This window comes from Massilia rhizosphaerae, from assembly GCF_016093545.1.
Taxonomy (GTDB): domain Bacteria; phylum Pseudomonadota; class Gammaproteobacteria; order Burkholderiales; family Burkholderiaceae_D; genus Telluria; species Telluria rhizosphaerae.
Genome location: NZ_JADKYX010000005.1, coordinates 277,920 through 295,604 on the forward strand (window position 1 = coordinate 277,920; position 17,685 = coordinate 295,604).

Annotated in this window: 18 protein-coding genes; 5 read left to right on the forward strand and 13 right to left on the reverse strand. The window is 68.6% G+C overall.

Annotated features, from left to right (window positions below; genetic code table 11):
* The first annotated feature begins 47 nt into the window (after window positions 1-47).
* Window positions 48-2,336 (forward strand): FdhF/YdeP family oxidoreductase, encoded by a 2,289-nt coding sequence (locus ISF28_RS10865; protein WP_198117189.1) that lies wholly within the window; start codon window positions 48-50, stop codon window positions 2,334-2,336.
* 3 nt (window positions 2,337-2,339) lie between these two features.
* Here ISF28_RS10865 and ISF28_RS10870 read toward each other — a convergent pair whose 3' ends face one another.
* From ISF28_RS10870 to ISF28_RS10895, 6 genes are all read right to left on the reverse strand, one after another.
* Window positions 2,340-3,035, reverse strand: a complete 696-nt coding sequence (locus tag ISF28_RS10870; protein WP_198117190.1) for a YoaK family protein — start codon at window positions 3,033-3,035, stop codon at window positions 2,340-2,342.
* 16 nt (window positions 3,036-3,051) lie between these two features.
* The gene (locus ISF28_RS10875) at window positions 3,052-4,926 is read right to left on the reverse strand and encodes an amidohydrolase (RefSeq protein WP_198117191.1); all 1,875 of its coding nucleotides are present in this window, start codon (window positions 4,924-4,926) and stop codon (window positions 3,052-3,054) included.
* Complete coding sequence (locus ISF28_RS10880; RefSeq protein ID WP_198117192.1) at window positions 4,923-6,950, reverse strand: sensor histidine kinase; 2,028 nt, start codon at window positions 6,948-6,950, stop codon at window positions 4,923-4,925. The genes ISF28_RS10875 and ISF28_RS10880 overlap by 4 nt, the downstream gene beginning before the upstream one ends.
* Window positions 6,951-7,118: 168 nt before the next feature.
* Window positions 7,119-7,940, reverse strand: coding sequence for an alpha/beta fold hydrolase (locus tag ISF28_RS10885; RefSeq protein ID WP_198117221.1), 822 nt, complete (start codon window positions 7,938-7,940; stop codon window positions 7,119-7,121).
* Between the two features lie 113 nt (window positions 7,941-8,053).
* Complete coding sequence (locus tag ISF28_RS10890; protein ID WP_198117193.1) at window positions 8,054-9,025, reverse strand: LysR substrate-binding domain-containing protein; 972 nt, start codon at window positions 9,023-9,025, stop codon at window positions 8,054-8,056.
* A 79-nt stretch (window positions 9,026-9,104) separates the two neighbouring features.
* Window positions 9,105-10,781, reverse strand: coding sequence for an AMP-binding protein (locus ISF28_RS10895; protein ID WP_198117194.1), 1,677 nt, complete (start codon window positions 10,779-10,781; stop codon window positions 9,105-9,107).
* A gap of 240 nt (window positions 10,782-11,021) precedes the next feature.
* On the opposite strand from ISF28_RS10895, the gene ISF28_RS10900 reads away from it, so the two are divergent.
* The 3 genes from ISF28_RS10900 to ISF28_RS10910 all read left to right on the forward strand — a co-directional run bounded on the left by ISF28_RS10900 (window position 11,022) and on the right by ISF28_RS10910 (window position 13,163).
* Window positions 11,022-11,723 carry a pirin family protein gene (locus tag ISF28_RS10900; RefSeq protein ID WP_198117195.1) on the forward strand — a complete coding sequence of 234 codons (702 nt, stop codon included), beginning with the start codon at window positions 11,022-11,024 and terminating at the stop codon, window positions 11,721-11,723.
* Between the two features lie 134 nt (window positions 11,724-11,857).
* Window positions 11,858-12,241: an OsmC family protein gene (locus tag ISF28_RS10905; RefSeq protein WP_198117196.1), complete on the forward strand. Its 384-nt coding sequence runs from the start codon at window positions 11,858-11,860 to the stop codon at window positions 12,239-12,241.
* A gap of 1 nt (window position 12,242) precedes the next feature.
* Entirely contained in the window at window positions 12,243-13,163 is a 921-nt protein-coding gene (locus ISF28_RS10910) for a pirin family protein (RefSeq protein WP_198117197.1), read from the forward strand.
* 2 nt (window positions 13,164-13,165) lie between these two features.
* Here the strand turns inward: ISF28_RS10910 and ISF28_RS10915 are convergent, their stop codons facing one another.
* On the reverse strand, window positions 13,166-13,363 hold the full coding sequence (locus ISF28_RS10915) for a hypothetical protein (protein ID WP_198117198.1): 198 nt from the start codon (window positions 13,361-13,363) through the stop codon (window positions 13,166-13,168).
* Between the two features lie 57 nt (window positions 13,364-13,420).
* Window positions 13,421-14,317 (reverse strand): LysR family transcriptional regulator, encoded by an 897-nt coding sequence (locus ISF28_RS10920; RefSeq protein ID WP_198117199.1) that lies wholly within the window; start codon window positions 14,315-14,317, stop codon window positions 13,421-13,423.
* A gap of 114 nt (window positions 14,318-14,431) precedes the next feature.
* On the opposite strand from ISF28_RS10920, the gene ISF28_RS10925 reads away from it, so the two are divergent.
* Window positions 14,432-15,421: an aldo/keto reductase gene (locus ISF28_RS10925; RefSeq protein ID WP_198117200.1), complete on the forward strand. Its 990-nt coding sequence runs from the start codon at window positions 14,432-14,434 to the stop codon at window positions 15,419-15,421.
* 71 nt (window positions 15,422-15,492) lie between these two features.
* On the opposite strand, the gene ISF28_RS10930 is transcribed toward ISF28_RS10925, so the two are convergent.
* The 5 genes from ISF28_RS10930 to ISF28_RS30450 form a co-directional block, all read right to left on the reverse strand.
* On the reverse strand, window positions 15,493-15,651 hold the full coding sequence (locus tag ISF28_RS10930; protein ID WP_198117201.1) for a hypothetical protein: 159 nt from the start codon (window positions 15,649-15,651) through the stop codon (window positions 15,493-15,495).
* A complete protein-coding gene (locus ISF28_RS10935) occupies window positions 15,642-16,082 on the reverse strand; it encodes a hypothetical protein (RefSeq protein WP_198117202.1) in 441 nt (146 codons plus the stop codon). Before ISF28_RS10935 ends, ISF28_RS10930 begins: the two co-directional genes overlap by 10 nt.
* Before the next feature lie 154 nt (window positions 16,083-16,236).
* Complete coding sequence (locus ISF28_RS10940) at window positions 16,237-17,040, reverse strand: lipid II flippase Amj family protein (protein WP_198117203.1); 804 nt, start codon at window positions 17,038-17,040, stop codon at window positions 16,237-16,239.
* A gap of 60 nt (window positions 17,041-17,100) precedes the next feature.
* The gene (locus ISF28_RS10945) at window positions 17,101-17,343 is read right to left on the reverse strand and encodes a hypothetical protein (RefSeq protein WP_198117204.1); all 243 of its coding nucleotides are present in this window, start codon (window positions 17,341-17,343) and stop codon (window positions 17,101-17,103) included.
* 146 nt (window positions 17,344-17,489) lie between these two features.
* The coding region (locus ISF28_RS30450; RefSeq protein ID WP_229518998.1) for a hypothetical protein at window positions 17,490-17,685 on the reverse strand (196 nt) is incomplete at its 5' end.

The window sequence follows — 17,685 nt, forward strand, 5'->3', positions numbered from 1 at the left end:
GCCGAGCCCTTACAATGCGCCCGAACGAATCATCACGGGAGGATGGCATGGCGAAGAAAGACGTACCGGGCATCGGCGAATACGGCGGCCCGGCCGGAGGCTGGGGCGCGCTGCAGGCCGTGGCGAAGGCGATCCGCAGCCAGATGACCGCGAAGGACGCGACGATCCTGCTGCACGTGAACCAGCCCGAGGGCTTCGATTGTCCCGGTTGCGCGTGGCCGGATCCGCGCCAGGGCTCGTCGTTTGAGTTCTGCGAGAACGGCGCCAAGGCCGTGTCGTGGGAAGCGACGAACAAGCGCGTCACGCCCGAGTTCTTCGCGCGGCACACCGTGGCCGAACTGTTCGGGTGGGAGGATTTCGCGCTCGAAGGGGAAGGGCGCCTCACGCATCCCATGAAGTACGACGCGGCCTCCGACCGGTATCTCCCGATCGCGTGGGACCGGGCGTTCGCCGAGATCGGCGCGCACCTGCGCAGCCTGCCCGACCCGGACATGGCCGAGTTCTACGCGTCCGGCCGCACGTCGAACGAGGCGGCGTTCCTGTACCAGCTGTTCGTGCGCGCGTTCGGCACGAACAACTTCCCCGACTGCTCGAACATGTGCCACGAGGCGACCAGCGTCGGCCTGCCGGAATCGATCGGCGTCGGCAAGGGCACCGTCACGCTGGACGATTTCGATCACTGCGACGCCATCTTCTCGTTCGGCCACAACCCGGGCACGAACCACCCGCGCATGCTGGCCACGCTGCGCGAGGCGCGGCTGCGCGACGTGCCCATCGTCGTGTTCAACCCGCTCAAGGAACGCAGCCTGGAGCGCTTCAAGTCGCCCCAGAGCCCCGTCGAGATGACGGTCGGGAAGGCCGTGTCAATCGCCACGTCGTACTACCAGGTCAAGGTCGGCGGCGACGCGGCTGTCGTGCAGGGCATGATGAAGGTGCTGCTGGCGCGCGATGCCGTCGACCACGCGTTCATCCGCAATCACACGACGGGTTTCGAGGCGCTCGCGGACGATCTCGCGGCGATGTCCTGGGACGACATCGAGCGCGTGTCGGGCTTGTGGCGCGCGGACATCGAAGCGGCGGCGGACGTCTACGCCAACGCCAGGAGCGTGATCATCTGCTACGGCATGGGCATCACGCAGCACCGCCACGGCACGTCGAACGTGCAGCAGCTGGCGAATTTGTTGCTGTTGCGCGGGAATATCGGCCGAGAGGGCGCCGGCATCTGCCCGCTGCGCGGCCACTCGAACGTGCAGGGCGACCGCACGGTCGGCATCACGGAAATCCCCGGCGACGCCTTCCTCGACAATTTGCGGCGCGTGTTCGGGTTCGAGCCGCCGCGCGCCAAGGGTCACGCGGCCGTGGAGGCGCTGGAGGCGATGCGGGACGGGCGGTCGCGCGCGCTCGTCTGCCTGGGCGGCAACCTGCCGGTGGCGATGCCCGATCCGCAGGCCTGCTTCGAGGCGATGCGCAAGCTGGACCTGTCGGTGCACATCGCCACCAAGCTGAATCGCTCGCATCTCCTCGTCGGCAAGCATACCTACCTGCTGCCTTGCCTGGGGCGGACGGAACTCGACGTGCAGGCGACCGGACCGCAGGCTGTCACGGTCGAGGACTCGATGGCGATGGTGCATGCGTCGCGCGGCAGTCTTCCGCCCGCGGCGCCGGAACTGAAGTCGGAACCGGCCATCGTCGCGGGCATCGCGCGCGCGACGCTGCCCGATTCGGCTATCGATTGGGAGGGCTTCGTCGCCGACTACGGCCGCATCCGCGACGCGATCGAGGCCGTGTTCCCGGACTTCGCCGGCCACAACGAACGGGTGAGCAAGCCGCGGGGCTTTCGCCTCGACGTGCCCGCGAGCCGGCGCGAATGGCGCACGAAGACGGGCCGCGCGAACTTCATCGTCGCCGCGCGCGACCAGCGGCCGCTCGCACGGGTCGATGCTCAGGACGTCCTGGTGCTGACGACGGTGCGCAGCCACGACCAGTACAACACGACGATCTACGGCAAGAACGACCGCTACCGGGGCGTCACGGGCCGGCGCGACGTCGTCTTCGTCAACGAGGCGGACCTCGCGGAACGGAGCCTTGCGCACGGCGACCTGGTCGACATCGAGGCCGTCGCGGCGCACGATCATTCGTCCGAAGCGCGCGTGCTGCGCGGCTTCGTGGCCGTCGCCCACGACATCGCGCGCGGTGCGGTGGCCGCCTACTATCCGGAAGCGAACGGGCTCGTGTCGCTCGCGAACTTCGATGCGAGGAGCGGCACGCCATCGTATAAATCGGTGCCGGTCGTGATCCGGCGCGCGGCCGGATCGGGGGAGGGCCTCAATCCCTGACGATCATGCCGCCGCCGGCGCCGCTTCCAGCGCCGGCCAGTCCAGCAGGACGAGCCACGCCAGCAGCGCCAGCGCCGGCGCCAGGCACCAGAACCCGAACGTCATGTAGGCCGTGCCGCCCGCCACGCAGCCCAGCGCGAACGCCAGCACGGGCCAGAAGAATTTCACGAAGCGCGCCCTGACGGCCGGCGTGGCGCGGCCGCTCGCGAGGTCCGTCATGTCGATCAGCAGTTCCGTCACGTTGCCGGTCATGACCGTCGTCGGCGCGATGCGTCCGAACCGCAGCTTGCCGGCCGCGTTCTGCACGCCCATCGCGGCGGCGCCCAGCATGCCGCTGGCGAGGACCAGCGGCGCTTCCGGATTCCCCGGCGGCGACGCCAGCACGCCCGCCACCATGAACGCGGCGAGTAACGCGAGCTGCATCCCCAGCAGCGGGCGCGCCGGATTGTGGCCGAGCCGGGCGCAGCGCACGTCCATCAGGCGCGCCACGACGACGCCCGCCGCGAACGCGGGGATCGCGAGGAATTTCAGCGGCAGCACGCCGGCGTGCGACGGCCGCGCGAGCTCGCTGCCGATGAGGACGAAGTTGCCGGTCACGTGCGCGGTGAACAGGCCGAACAGGGCGACGAACGCGGACGTGTCGACGTAGCCGGCCAACAGGCCGAGCGCGACGCCGAGCGTCAGATCGGTCGGTTTCATGGACATGGCGCCTCCGTCAGAACGCGAAGCAGCTGCAACCGAACGCGCCCCAGAACGCGCTGAAATCGGACACCGGCACGTCCGACTTGCGGGCAACGTCGTGCGCATGCGCATGCACCGAGCACGCGCCGCGGCATTGGTGGGCCAGCGCTGTCGCCGCTTGCGGCACGGGGCGGTAATGTCCCGGCACCCGCGCGACGGGCGACCACTCGGGCAGCACGGGCAGCGCCGGCGGCGCCAGCCTGTCGAACGGTCCCTGGCCGAACACGATGCGCCCGCCCACGATCGTCAGCACGGATTCGATGGCCTTGATCGATTCCTCGTCCACGCGGAAGTAGTCGCTTGAGAGCACGGCGAGGTCGGCCAGCATGCCCGCCTGGATGCGGCCTTTGTGACCCTGCTCGCTGGAGAACCACGCGCTGCCCGCCGTCCACAGCTCGAGCGCCGTGTGGCGGTCGAGGCGCGCGCCGGCGTCGTACAGGCGCAGGCCGCCGACGGTGCGGCCGGAGACGAGCCAGTACAGCGCCGTCCACGGGTTGTAGCTGGCCACGCGGGTGGCGTCGGTGCCGGCGCCGACGGGCACGCCGGCGTCCAGCATGCGCTTGATCGGCGGCGTCGTCTCCGCCGCCCTGGCGCCGTAGCGCTCGACGAAGTATTCGCCCTGGAACGCCATGCGGTGCTGGATCGCGATGCCGCCGCCCAGCAGCCGGACGCGCTCGATGTTGCGCGGACTGATCGTCTCGGCGTGGTCGAACATCCAGCGCAGGCCGGCGAACGGGATCTCGCGGTCGACCTTCTCGAACACGTCCAGCATGCGCGAGATGGATTCGTCGTACGTCGCGTGCAGGCGGAACGGCCAGCGGTTGGCGATGAGGTGGCGCACCACCTGTTCCAGCTCCGCCTCCATCCCGGCCGGCAGGTCGGGGCGCGGTTCCAGGAAGTCCTCGAAGTCGGCGGCGGAAAAGACGAGCATCTCGCCGGCGCCGTTGTGGCGATACCAGTCGTTGCCCTGGCCGGGCGTCACCATCTTCGTCCAGTTCTTGAAGTCGTCGAGTTCGCGCCCCTTGTTCTGGGTGAACAGGTTGTAGGCGATGCGGATCGTCAGCTGGTCCTGCGCGGCTAACTGCTCGACGACCTGGTAATCGTCGGGATAGTTCTGGAAGCCGCCGCCCGCGTCGATCGCGCTCGTGAGGCCGAGGCGGTTCAGTTCGCGCATGAAGTGGCGGGTCGAATTGATCTGGTGGGCCAAAGGCAGCTTGGGCCCCTTGGCCAGGGTGGCGTACAGGATCATCGCGTTCGGGCGCGCGATCAGCATGCCGGTCGGGTTGCCGGCCGCGTCGCGCACGATCTCGCCGCCCGGCGGGTTCGGCGTCGACTTGTCGTAGCCCACGGCCGCGAGGGCGGCGCGGTTGAGCAGGGCGCGGTCGTACAGGTGCAGCACGAACACGGGCGTGTCCGGCGCGGCCGCGTTGAGTTCCTCGATGGTCGGCATGCGCCGTTCCGCGAACTGGAATTCGGTCCAGCCGCCCACCACGCGCACCCATTGCGGATGCGGCGTGCGCTGCGCCTGCTCGCGCAGCATGCGTAGGGCGTCGGCCAGCGACGGCACGCCTTCCCAGCGCAGTTCCAGGTTGTAGTTCAGGCCGCCGCGGATCAGGTGCAGGTGCGAATCGTTCAGGCCCGGGATCGCGGTGTGGCCGTCGAGGTCGACGACGCGGGTGGCGTCGCCGCGGTGGCGCATCACGTCAGCGGCGTCGCCCACGGCGAGGAAGCGGCCGTCGGCGATGGCGACCGCTTCAGCCTGCGGGTTGGAACGGTCCAGCGTGTGGAAGCGGCCGTTGGTGAGGATCAGGTCGGCGATAGCGAATGAATTGACGGCGGATGGGTTCATGGTGTTCTCCAGTGTGATGACATGGTACTGCGCGCGGCGCCGGAGGTCGCCGCGGTGCGCACCGGCAGCACGACGCGGAACAGCGCGCCGTGCGGCTCGGCGGGCGCGTATTCGATGCGGCCGCCATGCGCGTGGACGATGGTGCGGCTGATCGACAGGCCGACGCCGGTGCCGTGCGGCTTGGTGGAATACAGGGCGTCGAAGATGCGCTCGCGGTCGGACGGGGCGATGCCGGGACCGTTGTCGCGCACGCGCAGCTCGACGAGGCCCGGACCCGCTGGCGCGGATTCCAGCACGATCCGGCGCGGCCGGCCGCTCACCGTCGCCAGCGCTTCGATCGCGTTCAGCAGCAGGTTGATGAGCACTTGCTGGATCTGGGCGCGGCTGGCGTGGACCTGGTGCTCGGGCAGCTGCAGCCGGGTGTCCAGCTGCACGTTCTGGCGCACCATCAGCGCGCGCAGCAACTGCGCGACTTCGGCGACGGCCGCGTCGAGCGCGAAGGTGCTGGCGGCCTCGCCTTCGCGCCGCGCCAGGCCGCGCACGCTGCGCACGATGTCGCCGGCCTGGCGTCCGCAGGTGCTGATCTGTTCCAGCGCCTCCAGCGCGCGCGCCGTGTCGGGCTCGCCCCGGCGCAGCCAGCGCCGCGCGGCCGCCGCATGCAGCAGGATCGCGGCGAGCGGCTGGTTGACTTCGTGCGCGATGGCGATGCCCAGTTCGCCGACGGTGCCGGCGCGGGCGGCGCGCGTCTGCTGGTCGTGGTCGCGCGTGGCCGGGACGGCGTCCCAAGCCTGCATCAGGTCGCGCGCGCGGCCATGCGCGCCCCAGTCGCGCCACGCGTCGAGCGCCAGCCTGCGATAGGCCGGTAGCGCGCCCGCGAGCCCCTGGCCGCCGCACAGGCCGGCGGCGCCCTCCCAGGCCAGCGCCGCGATCCAGGCCTGGCCGTGCGCGCGCGCCAGCGCGGCCGCGCCTTCGTAGGCGGCGAGGGCGCGTGCGCCGCCGCCGGCGTCCTGTTCGGCCGCGTGCGCGAGCAGCGCCATGGCGCCCGCCGCGTCCGGGCTGCGCCGCGCCCACGCCTGCAGCGCGCGGCGGTGCGCGCGCAACTGCGCCGCCACGCCGGGAATGCCGCGCAGGCGCGCCAGGGTCAGCGCGCCGAACAGGTGATAGGGCAGCAGCTCGCACGGCGGCGTGAGCGGCGTGACGAGCTCGCGGGCCGCCGCCAGCGCCGCGCGCGCGGCGCCCATCTCGCCACGCAGCCACGTGGCCTGCAGGACGCCGAGCCAGCAGCCGAACCGCATGGCCTCCGGGGCAAGCGTGGGCAGGAACGGTGCGTGGGCCGTGCCGGCCAGGGCGCGGAACAGCCCGATGCGCCCGTCCAGCTGGGACGTGGCGGTGGACGGCGGGTCCATCGCGATGGTCTGGCGCACCGCTTCGCCGTACTGCAGCAGTTCGTTCAGCGGCGCGCCGCACAGCAGGCGCGTGCCGGTCCACAGGACGGCGTTGCGGGCCAGCGTGTCGGGGCGGGCGGCTTCGCTGCGACAGGCTTCGGCCTGCAGCAGGGCGGCGTCGCGCAGCGGGGCGCGGCGGGCCAGCACGAGGGTGGCATGGGCGCGCAGCACGGCGCCGCCGACGGCGGCCGCGTCGGGCCGGCGCGCACGCTCGGCGCAGGCCGCGGCCAGCAGCATGGCGCGGCGGCCGCCGCGTAAATGCTCGAGCGCGACGGCGGCCAGCAGGACCGCGGCCAGCAAGGTCGCGTCGCGCGGGCCGTGCGCAAGCGCGCGCCGGATCTCCGCTTCGATCAACGCGCCGGGCAGGCGACCGGCGTCGCAGGCGTCCTGCAGCGCGCCGGCGAGAAGCGGGTCGGCGGCCAGCCGGATGCCATTCGCGGGCGCGGACATGCCGGCGTCGCACAGCAACTGCCAGGCGCGCCGGCAGGCCGGCAGGGAAGGCTCGGACGCCGCCGCGCCGTCGTCAAGCGGGGCACGCGGCGCGGGCGTGGATCGGGTCGGAAGGGACAGTCGGGTCATCTGCGCGTTCAGGGCGAACGCCGGCGGGATTTGGGCCGGCGCGCCACCAGTATCGCGGTGCGGCGCGACAATGCCCTCATACGAAAGGAGGATCGCTGCGCGCATGTATGAACGCGCGGGGCCGGGCAGGGATCGCATGATCATGGCGTCGGTGCCGGCCCGGCGGGATCAGGAACGCAGGAAGGCCAGCAGGTCGGCGTTCAGGCGGTCCTTGTGGGTGAAGGCGAGGCCGTGCGGGCCGCCTTCGTAGACGGCCAGGCGGCCTTGCGGCAGCAGTTCGACGGCGCGGCGCGCGGTGGTATCGATCGGCACGATCTGGTCGTCGCCGCCATGGATCACCAGCGTGGGGATGGTCATCTTCTTGAGGTCTTCGGTGAAGTCCGTTTCCGAGAACTGCGCGATGCATTCGTACGCGGCGCGCAGGCTGCACTGCATGCCCTGCAGCCAGAAGGTGTCGCGCACGCCCTGGGAATCCTTGGCGCCTTCGCGGTTGAAGCCGTAGAACGGGCCCGTCAGGTCCTTGAAGAACTGGGCGCGGTCGGCCTTGACGCCGGCGCGGATGCCGTCGAAGACTTCCATCGGCACGCCGTTCGGGTTGGCGTCCGACTTGCCCATCTGCGGCGTCACGGCGCCCACCAGCACGGCGCGCTTGACACGGCTGGTGCCGTGGCGGCCGATGTAGCGCGCGACTTCGCCGCCGCCCGTCGAATGGCCGACGAGGGTGGCGTCGGTCAGGTCCAGCGCCTCGATCAGCTGGGCCAGGTCGTCCGCGTAGTCGTTCATGTGGTTGCCGTGCCAGGGCTTGCTCGACAGGCCGTGGCCGCGGCGGTCGTGGGCGATGACGCGGTAGCCGTGGTTGGCCAGGAACATCATCTGGTCTTCCCAGGCGTCGCCTTGCAGCGGCCAGCCGTGGCTGAACACGACGGCGGGACCGTGGCCCCAGTCCTTGAAGTGGATGATGGTGCCGTCGCGGGTCGTGATGGTGTTGATCGTGCGGGTGATGGTCATGGCGGGTCCCTTCGGGTGAGTGGCTGGGAACCGGAAGGGACGGCAGGGCCGCCGCATCCGGACCCGGTCATTGTCGGGAGCCCGGCGCGGGCGGTCTAGTCATACGAACGTATAGGTGCTTGCCCTGCGTTACCTGACGTTGCTCGCTCGATCGAACAGTTGAGTGCGAGCATGCGTGCGAGCGGGGCCGAGGTGCGCAGGCGCTCGCGCCACCACTTGAGCGCCGCGCCTTCCTCGCCCGTGCGCCAGGCCAGGTACAGCGTCTCGTCCGGCTTGGGTTCCTCGACGTCCTTTTCGACGAGGCGGCCGGCCGCGATGTCGGCGCGCGCCCAGGCCTCGGGCAGGAACCCGAAGCCGAGGCCCGCCAGCTGGAATTCGTACTTGGTCTGCATGTCGGGGACGGTCAAGGTGTCCTGGCCGAACAGCAGCCCCACTGTGCGCGCCTGCAGCAGGCGGACCGAATCGGCGACGGACACGGCGCGATGCGCCGACAGCTCCGCCTTGCCCAGCCGGCGCCGGATCGCCGCCAGCGGATGCGAGGGCGCGACGGCGAACACGAACGACATCGTGCCGAGAGGTTCGGCCGTGTAGCCGCCGCCGGACGGCCCTTCGCCGGCCGCGCCCACGAGCAGGTCGACGCGGCGGTCGAGCAGGCTTTCCCACGTGCCGGACAAGGCCTCGCGCACGATGCGCAACCGGGTCTGGTCGGCCACGTCGTAGAACGCGCGGATGTCGTCCTGCAGGCCCAGCGGGGCGAGGGCGGAATCCATGCCGATGGCGAATTCCGTCTCCCAGCCGGAGGCGACGCGGCGCACGCGGCTTTCCAGGTCGCCGGCGGCCTTGAGCAGGTAGCGGCCTTCCTTCAGCAGTTCTTCGCCGGCGGGCGTGAGGACGACGCGCGGCCCGAAGCGCTCGAACAACTGCACGCCCAGGTCGTCCTCCAGCTTGGAGACGGTGTACGAAATCGTCGACGGCACCCGGTAGAGTTCCTTCGCGGCGGCCGAAAAGCTGCCGCGGCGGGCGATGGTGTCGACGGTGAGGAGGGCGTCCAGGCTGAGTCTGAGCATGTGCGGGCGATAGGTGGCGGGAGGCGCATCGTACCAAAAACGCAGCGATGCGTCGCCCCGCGTGGGCGGGGACGATGTTTCAAGGGGCCAGTCCCAGTGCATGCGCCGTCTGTTCGCGCAGCATGAACTTCTGGATCTTCCCCGTCACCGTCATCGGAAACCCGTCCACGAAGCGCACGTAGCGCGGGATCTTGTAGTGCGCGATCTGGCCGCGGCAGAAGTCGCGGATCTCCTCCGCGTCCGCCCGTTCGCCCGGCCGCAGCACGATGCAGGCGCACAGCTCCTCGCCGTATTTCGAGTCGGGCACGCCCACGCACTGCACGTCCAGCACCTTCGGGTGGCGGTACAGGAATTCCTCGACTTCGCGCGGATAGACGTTCTCGCCGCCGCGGATCACCATGTCCTTCGCGCGGCCCACGATGCGGCAATAGCCGTCCGCGTCCAGGGTGGCGAGGTCGCCCGTGTGCATCCAGCCGGCCGCGTCGATCGCCTCGCGCGTGCGCGTGTCGTCGCCCCAGTACCCGAGCATCACGGAATAGCCGCGCGTGAGCAGCTCGCCCGTCGCGCCGCGGGGCACGACCTTGCCGCCGGCGTCGACGATCTTGACCTCCAGGTGCGGATGGATGCGCCCGACCGTGCCCACGCGGCACGCGAGCGGGTCGTCGACGGACGTCTGGAAGCTCACGGGCGACGTCTCGGTCATGCCGTAGGCGATCGTGATCTCGTCCAGGTGCATCTGGCGCATCGCGCGCTGCATCACTTCCGCCGGGCAGGGCGAGCCGGCCATGATCCCGGTGCGCAGGGTGTGCAGGTCGAACGCGGCGAAGTGCGGGTGGTCGAGCAGCGCGATGAACATCGTCGGCACGCCGTGCAGCGCCGTGCAGCGCTCGGCCTGCACGGTGGCCAGCACGGCGTCCGCGTCGAAGCCTTCGCCCGGGTAGACCATCGCGGCGCCGTGCGTCATGCAGGCGAGATTGCCCAGCACCATGCCGAAGCAGTGGTACAGCGGGACCGGGATGCACAGGCGGTCGCGTTCCGTCAGGCGCATCGCCTCGCCGATGAAGAAGCCGTTGTTGAGGATGTTGTGGTGCGTGAGCGTCGCGCCTTTTGGTGCCCCCGTCGTGCCGGACGTGAACTGGATATTGACGGGATCGTCGAATTGCAGCGTGCACGCGACTTCCTCCAGGCGCGCCATGTCGGCCGGGCTGGCGCACTGGGCCACTGTGTCGAAGTCCAGCATGCCGGGCGTGGAGCCCTGGCCCAGCCGGATCACGTGGCGCAGCTCGGGCAGCTTCGCCGCGCGCAGGTCGCCGGGCGCGGCGCCGTCCAGTTCCGGGACGAGGTCGCGCAGGATGCCGAGGTAGTCGCTCGACTTGAATCCGGGCGCCAGGATCAGCGCGCGGCAGCCGACCTTGGCCAGCGCGTATTCCAGCTCGGCGCGCCGGTACGCCGGGTTGATGTTGACCATGACGAGGCCCGCCTTCGCGGTCGCGAACTGCGTGAGCACCCATTCGGCGCGGTTCTGCGACCAGATGCCGATGCGGTCGCCGGGATGCAGCCCGAGGCCCAGCAGGCCGGCCGCGAGTCGGTCCGCCCGTTCGCGCAGCTGGCGCCAGCTCCAGTGCACGCACTGGTGCGGCACGACCAGCGCGTCGCGCTCGGGAAAGCGGGCGGCGATGCGGTCCAGGTGGGCGCCGATCGTGTCGCCGATGAGGGGCAGCGGATGCGCCCCGTGCACATAACTGGCCTGATCCATGTCTCTCTCCTGTTTTGGATGTGCGGACCCCGGCACAGTGTAGCGCCGGATCCTTGTTTCATGCTGACATTCGAAAAAATCGATCGTAGACCATAAAACAACTCGTTTTTCTTCCTGCCCGGCGGCGGCCATAATGCTTTCCATGGAAACGCGCTTCCGGCAACTGGCCGGCAAGACGGAAGAGTCCGGCAAGCGCGTCGTGTTCGAACGGTTCGAACACTCGATCACAAGGAGAACATCATGCTGAAAGTACGTAAAAGCGCGGATCGCGGCGTCGCCAGTTTCGGTTGGCTGCGCTCGCAGCACACCTTCTCGTTCGGCCACTACTACGACCCGGCCCACATGCACGTCGGTCCGCTGCGCGTGATCAACGAGGACCGCGTGGCACCCGGCCGCGGCTTCGATCCGCACAGCCACAAGGACATGGAGATCATCTCCTACGTGCTGGACGGCGCGCTGGAGCACAAGGACAGCATGGGCAACGGTTCCGTCCTGCGCTACGGCGACGTGCAGCGCATGAGCGCCGGCACGGGCGTCACCCACAGCGAGTACAACCACTCGGCGACGGAGCCCGTGCACTTCCTGCAGATCTGGGTGATCCCGGGCGAGGCGGGCGGGGCGCCCGGCTACGAAGAGAAGCATTTCGACACCGCGTCCAAGCGCGGCCGGTTGCGCCTGATCGCGTCGAAAGACGGCCGCGACGGCTCCGTCTCGCTGCGCCAGGACGCCGCCATCTACGCGACGATCCTGGACGGCGCCGAGCGCGCCGACCATGCGCTGCTGGCGGGCCGCCAGGCGTACGTCCAGGTGGCGCGCGGCAGCCTGACGGTGAACGGCTGCGCATTGGCGGCCGGCGACGCGGTCGAGATCAGCGACGAGGCCGTCGTGGCGCTGTCCGATGCGAAGGACGCCGAAGTGCTGCTGTTCGATCTGCCGGTCTGAACGTAACGGGATCCGGCGGGTCAAACGCAACGGCCGGGCGGCGTCGAACGCCGCTCGCCTGACGTACAATCTGTCCGCAGCCCGGCGCACGGGGGCGGACGTCCACGCAAAGCAAGAAACGAGGAGAACAAGTGATGGAAGTGACGACGCATCGCGGCACGGGGCCGCTGCAGCAGGTGATCGAGATCGGCAGGCACCGCATCCTGACGGACCTCGGGCTTGACGCCGGCGGCGAAGACAGCGGTCCGGAACCGCACGACATCCTGGCCGCCGCGCTGGCCGCCTGCACGACGCTCACCGTCAACCTGTACGCGCGGCGCAAGGGCTATCCGCTGGACGACGTCAAGGTCTCGATCCGCCATGGCCAGGAAGGCACGGCCTACGTCCTGCACCGCACGATCGAATACGTCGGCGCGCTGGACGACGCGACGAAGGCGCGCCTGACGGAAATCGCCAACAAATGCCCGGTGCACAAGACGCTGTCCGGGACCATCCAGATCACCACGGAGGCCTTCTAGCATGGACGCGCTCGAACACGAGAACCTGGAAACCATCGTCATCCCGCGCACGCACGACCTGGGCGGCGGCTTCGAAGTGCGGCGCGCGCTGCCGCACAAGGACCGGCGCATGGTCGGCCCGTTCGTCTTCCTCGACCAGATGGGACCGCACGTGTTCCACGCCGGTGAGGGCATCGACGTGCGTCCCCATCCGCACATCGGCCTGGCCACGGTCACATACCTGCTGGACGGCCAGATCCGCCACCGCGACAGCCTCGGCACCGTGCAGGACATCAAGCCGGGCGAAGTGAACTGGATGACGGCCGGGAAGGGCATCGTCCACTCCGAGCGCACGGGACCGGACGTGCGCGCCGCGGGCTCGAACCTGTTCGGGCTGCAGTGCTGGGTGGCGCTGCCGCAGGCGAAGGAAGAATGCGACCCGGCCTTCTCGCACACCGGCTCGCAGGAGCTGCCGATCCTCGACGGCGACGGCGCCACCGCGCGCATCATCGCGGGCAGCTATTTCGGCAAGCAATCCCCGGTCCCCGTGCAGTCGCCGCTGTTCTACGTCGACCTGGCGTTGCAGCCCGGCGCGCGCCTGACCTTGCCGGCCGAGTATCCGGAGCAGGCGCTGTACGTGGTCGACGGCACGCTCGACCTGGGCCGCGACGGCCGTTTCGAGCGGGGCCAGTTGCTCGTGCTGAAACCGGGGGCGGCCGTCACCCTGGGCGCCACGCAAAATGCCGGCGCCCGCGTGATGCTGCTGGGCGGCGAACCGATGGACGGTCCGCGCTACCTGACGTGGAATTTCGTCTCGAGTTCGGCCGACCGCATCGAGCAGGCGAAGGAAGACTGGAAAGCCCAGCGCTTCCCGCACGTGCCCGGCGAGACGGAATTCATCCCGTTGCCCGACCTGCCGGGCCGGCCCGTGCGCTATCCCTGAATTCAGCCCTGCGCGTCGCTGCTGCGCGGCAGCGGCACCGCGTGGCGCCGCTCGTCCGGGCGCGTGAGCACGCGCATGGCGATCTCGAACGGCACGCCCAGCGCCGCCAGCGCGCGCGCGGGCGACCGGTTCTGGTCCTGGGCCTCATGGATCGTGGCCTCGATCATCAATGCGGTCTTGTAATCGTTTCGTCGTTCCATCGTTCGATGCTAACACGAAGTCGCGGGCGCATGATCGCTCGGCGGGCCGGGCAAAGGTTACGATCCGCTAACCTGGCCGGACAACGCGGCCTGCGCTTGCGCCACCGTCTCCGCGAGAAAATCCGCGACGGCGCGCACGCGGCTGGACGCGGCCAGGTCCGCGTGCATCACGAGCCAGATGCCGTCACTGAACACCTCGCTTGGCGCGAGCACGCGGACCAGGTTCGCGCCGGTCGCGAGGAAGTCCGGCAGCACGGCCAGGCCGAGTCCCGCGCGCACGGCGGCGATCTGCGCGCGCAAGGTCGACGCGGCCAGCACCACGTGCGCGTCGGGCGCGCGCCGCGCCAGCCATTGGGCGGCCGGCAGGTGCGCGTGCGCCTCGTCCCACGCGATGACGGCGCGGCCGGCCAGCGGATCGGGCCCGCGCGCGGGATGGCGGGCGAGGTAGTCGCGGTGGCCGTACACGCCGTGGGTCATTGCCCCCAGGCGGCGCGCCTTGAGGTTGCCGTGCGTGGGCCGCACGACGCGCAGCGCGAGGTCGGCGTCGCGCCGGCCCAGTTCCACGGTGGCCGTCGTCGTGACGATCTCCAGGCGCAGCTGCGGATGGCGCGCGATGAAGCGGGGCAGGGCGGGGATCACGAGGTCGGTCGCCAAGTTTTCCGTCGTCGCCAGCCGCACGACGCCCGACACGGCCGGCGAGAGACCCGACGCGCCCCGTTCGAACGCCAGCATGTTGTCTTCGACGGCCTGCGCGCGCCCGAGCAGTTCGCGGCCTTCGTCGGTGAGGCAGTAGCCCGTCTGGTGGCGCGCGAACAGCCGCGTGGCGAGGCGGGTTTCCAGCTCGCTGATGCGGCGGCCGACGGTCGACTGGCTCACGCGCAGCACGCTTGACGCGCGCGTGAGGCTGCCGCCGCGCGCCACTTCGAGAAAGTATTTCAGGTCGTTCCAGTCCATTGTTTTCCATTTTTGGAAAATGATCCGCCGATTATTGGTGTTTTCTTTGCAAGGCGCAACGCCTACATTGTCACCAAGCCGCCGCCGGCGGCATCACGAACAAAGGACTACGACATGCTGACGACACGACGCCTCGGAACCCAGGGACTGCAAGTTTCCGCCATCGGCCTGGGCTGCATGGGCATGAGCCATGCGTACGGCACGCCCGACGACGCGGAATCCATCGCGACGATCCACCGCGCCATCGACCTGGGCTGCACCTTCTTCGACACGGCGGAAGTATATGGCCCCTTCACGAACGAGGAATTGCTGGGACGCGCGCTGGAAGGCCGGCGTGACCAGGTGCAGATCGCGACCAAGTTCGGCTTCGTCATCGGCAAGGGGCATTTCGCGGGCGCCGACAGCCGCCCGGAACACATCCGCGAGGTCGTCGAGGCGTCGTTGAAGCGCCTGCGCACGGACCGCATCGACCTGCTGTACCAGCACCGCGTGGACCCGGCCGTGCCCATCGAGGACGTGGCGGGCACCGTCAAGGACCTGATCCGCGAAGGCAAGGTGCTGTACTTCGGACTGTCCGAGGCGGGCGCCGCGACGATCCGCCGCGCCCACGCCGTGCAGCCGGTGACTGCACTGCAGAGCGAGTATTCGATCTGGGAGCGCAACCTCGAGGACGACGTGATTCCCGTGCTGCGCGAACTGGGCATCGGCCTCGTCCCGTTCAGCCCCCTAGGCCGCGGCTTCCTGACGGGTACCGCCAAGCGCGCCGAGGACTACCCGGCGGACGACTTCCGCGCCCGCAACGACCCGCGCCTGCAGGGCGAGAACTTCGACCGCAACCAGGCCATCGCCGACCTGGTGAAGGACATCGCGGCCCGCCACGGCGCGCTGCCGGGCCAGGTGGCGCTTGCGTGGCTGCTGGCGCAGGGCGACGACATCGTGCCGATCCCCGGCACCAAGCGTCGCACGTACCTCGAACAGAACCTGGCCGCCGCCGACGTCAGGCTCGATGTGGACGACCTGCGCCGCCTGGACGGGGCATTGACGCAGATCGGCGTCGCGGGGGCGCGCTATACGGAGAAGGCGATGGCGATGGTGGATCGCTGATGCGGGAGGGGCGCCGCTTGCCGTCGCGGTGCGGCGCCCCCGGCACCGTTCGATTTCCGTCAGCGCTTTTCTCAGCTCCTGAAGTAGGCGACAGCCTGCGCGATGAGCTCGATGAATAAACCGATCGCCAGCGTATAGTCGGGAGGACTGTCGGCCTCCACGGTCCTGGCGCTCGCCGCAGCGCATAGGGGGTCGTTCGAAATGATCGAAGTGCCGCGCTTCAGTGCCATCGCTTCAGCGCTCGATAACTATAAAACGGCATCGATACACTCAATTGACCGTTGGTTAGCGGCTTGATCGTCACGCGATTCGAGTCCCACCGCATCCATGCGGGTGCGTTATACGTGTAGTGCTGAGTACCCTCGTGTTCACTGTATCGGGTAAACTTTTTTGACTTTAGAAAGGAATGCAGGGCATCACGCGACAATTGGTCGACAACGCCATGCACGGGCAAGCAAATCAAAATTGACGGCAACATGCCGACAAACGCACCGATCAATAACGTCGGATCCGCAAGATCCTTATCCATGGGTGACAACAGGATAACGGCGTCTCTCAAACCCAGGACGCCCAGGATCACGATCAATAAAATGATCCAGTCACGCGCTGAGGCGAGCGCAGCAAGGCCAATGGACCGCTTCTGAAAAAAACTCTTCTTCATCATTATTCCGAAAATAATTACGATCGCAGTTTACCGGATCCGGCCGTTCGATAGGGCCAGATACAGCCGGCGCAGGAGATCATCCTCGGACAACAGGACCGCCGCATGAGATACGGCGAGTGCTGTCGCCAGGGCGACTTCCCGGCGCCCGTTTCTAGATGACGCGGGCTACAGACGCGATCAGGACCGCCGCCGGCACGAGCAGCGCCTGTGCCGCGACGGTGCCCGCCAGCCGGCTCCCCACCAGCCAGACGATCGCCTTCCTGAACTGGCCCTCCGTCACCTTGCCTTCGACGACATCGTCGGTCATGCCCGACATATGCGGGTCGATGAACACGGCCATCATGATGGTCGCGCCGCCGTTGACGATCGACGAGAGCGTGCTGGAGGTCACCCGGACCGACGGATCGAGGGCGCCGGCATACAGCGCGGCGAACACGCCGACCGTCCACAATGCCGTGGCGCCGACGTTCAACAGGGTGATCCGGGCCGACACGCCGTGTCCAGCGCGGATATCGGCCATGTTTTGCGCGGCAGGCACGCGCGCGGCGGTTCGAACGTAGGACAGACCGCCCTTGAACACGGCGTGCAGGATCAGCTTTGGAATCGAGCGATGAACCTGGAAGTGCAGCACGGCACGGCAGAACACGCGCTGAAACGTCGGAATCAAGAGGGCTCCGGCGATCGTCGCGAGGCTGGCCGACGCCAGCAGCCAGCGAAAATCGCCCAGTAGCGCGCCGCCTGCGTGTGCGCCCAGATTGGTCTCGACGCGCTTCGCCAGGAACGGGCCCAGAAAGGAATTCGACGTCCGGGACACGAGCATCAGGATGCTGAACAGGGCGAGGGACACCGCGATGCGTTTCGTCCGCACGCCGGCAATGCGTACGGAATAAGCGAGCGTGCCGATCAGGTGGATGACGAAGGTGAGAAAGCAGATGAGGAAAAGTTGGGTGTCCATGGAAAGGTGAGCGGCAAGGAAGACGAGTGAATTTCACTCGTTGTGGACGTTGGCTGGTGGTCAATTGTGCCGCTCGCGCCGCCTGACGATTACCTTTGCTAACGCACACGCGGCCAACAAGAACGTGATGACGGCAAACGAGTCCACGAGTGGCTGGGGCAACAGCCGGGGATAGAATTTATCGAACAGCGTGTACGCGGCGGAAAACGCCCAGATTGACCCCAACAGCCATCTCCGTGCCAGCATCAAGCAGGCCATGGCGATGGTCGAACCGAACAAGGACATATAGGCAGTCAGGTGCATGCGATTTCCGCTTTTGGGGATAGCTGTACAGTCTAGCGTGGCGTTGCGACAAAAGGCTCACGCAAAGTCACGGGCAGCCCTTGTTTATGCCCACGTCACGTTACTGATGCCGCGCTCTTCCGCCAGTAGATCGCGTAAGGCCGTCATCAATGGCCGAGCGCCTTCGACAGGCGCTTTGTTGCGGCCGAATAGACGTTTTGCCTTCGGCTCAAGATGAGCCTGTCAGATTTTCTGTGTGAACCGGGGTCATGAAATAATGCCGAAAGGACTGTTCCATGACCGAAGTGATGAGCACTAAAAAGCCCAAGAAACAAAAAGCTGCGTACCTGTTCCCGGTCGAGC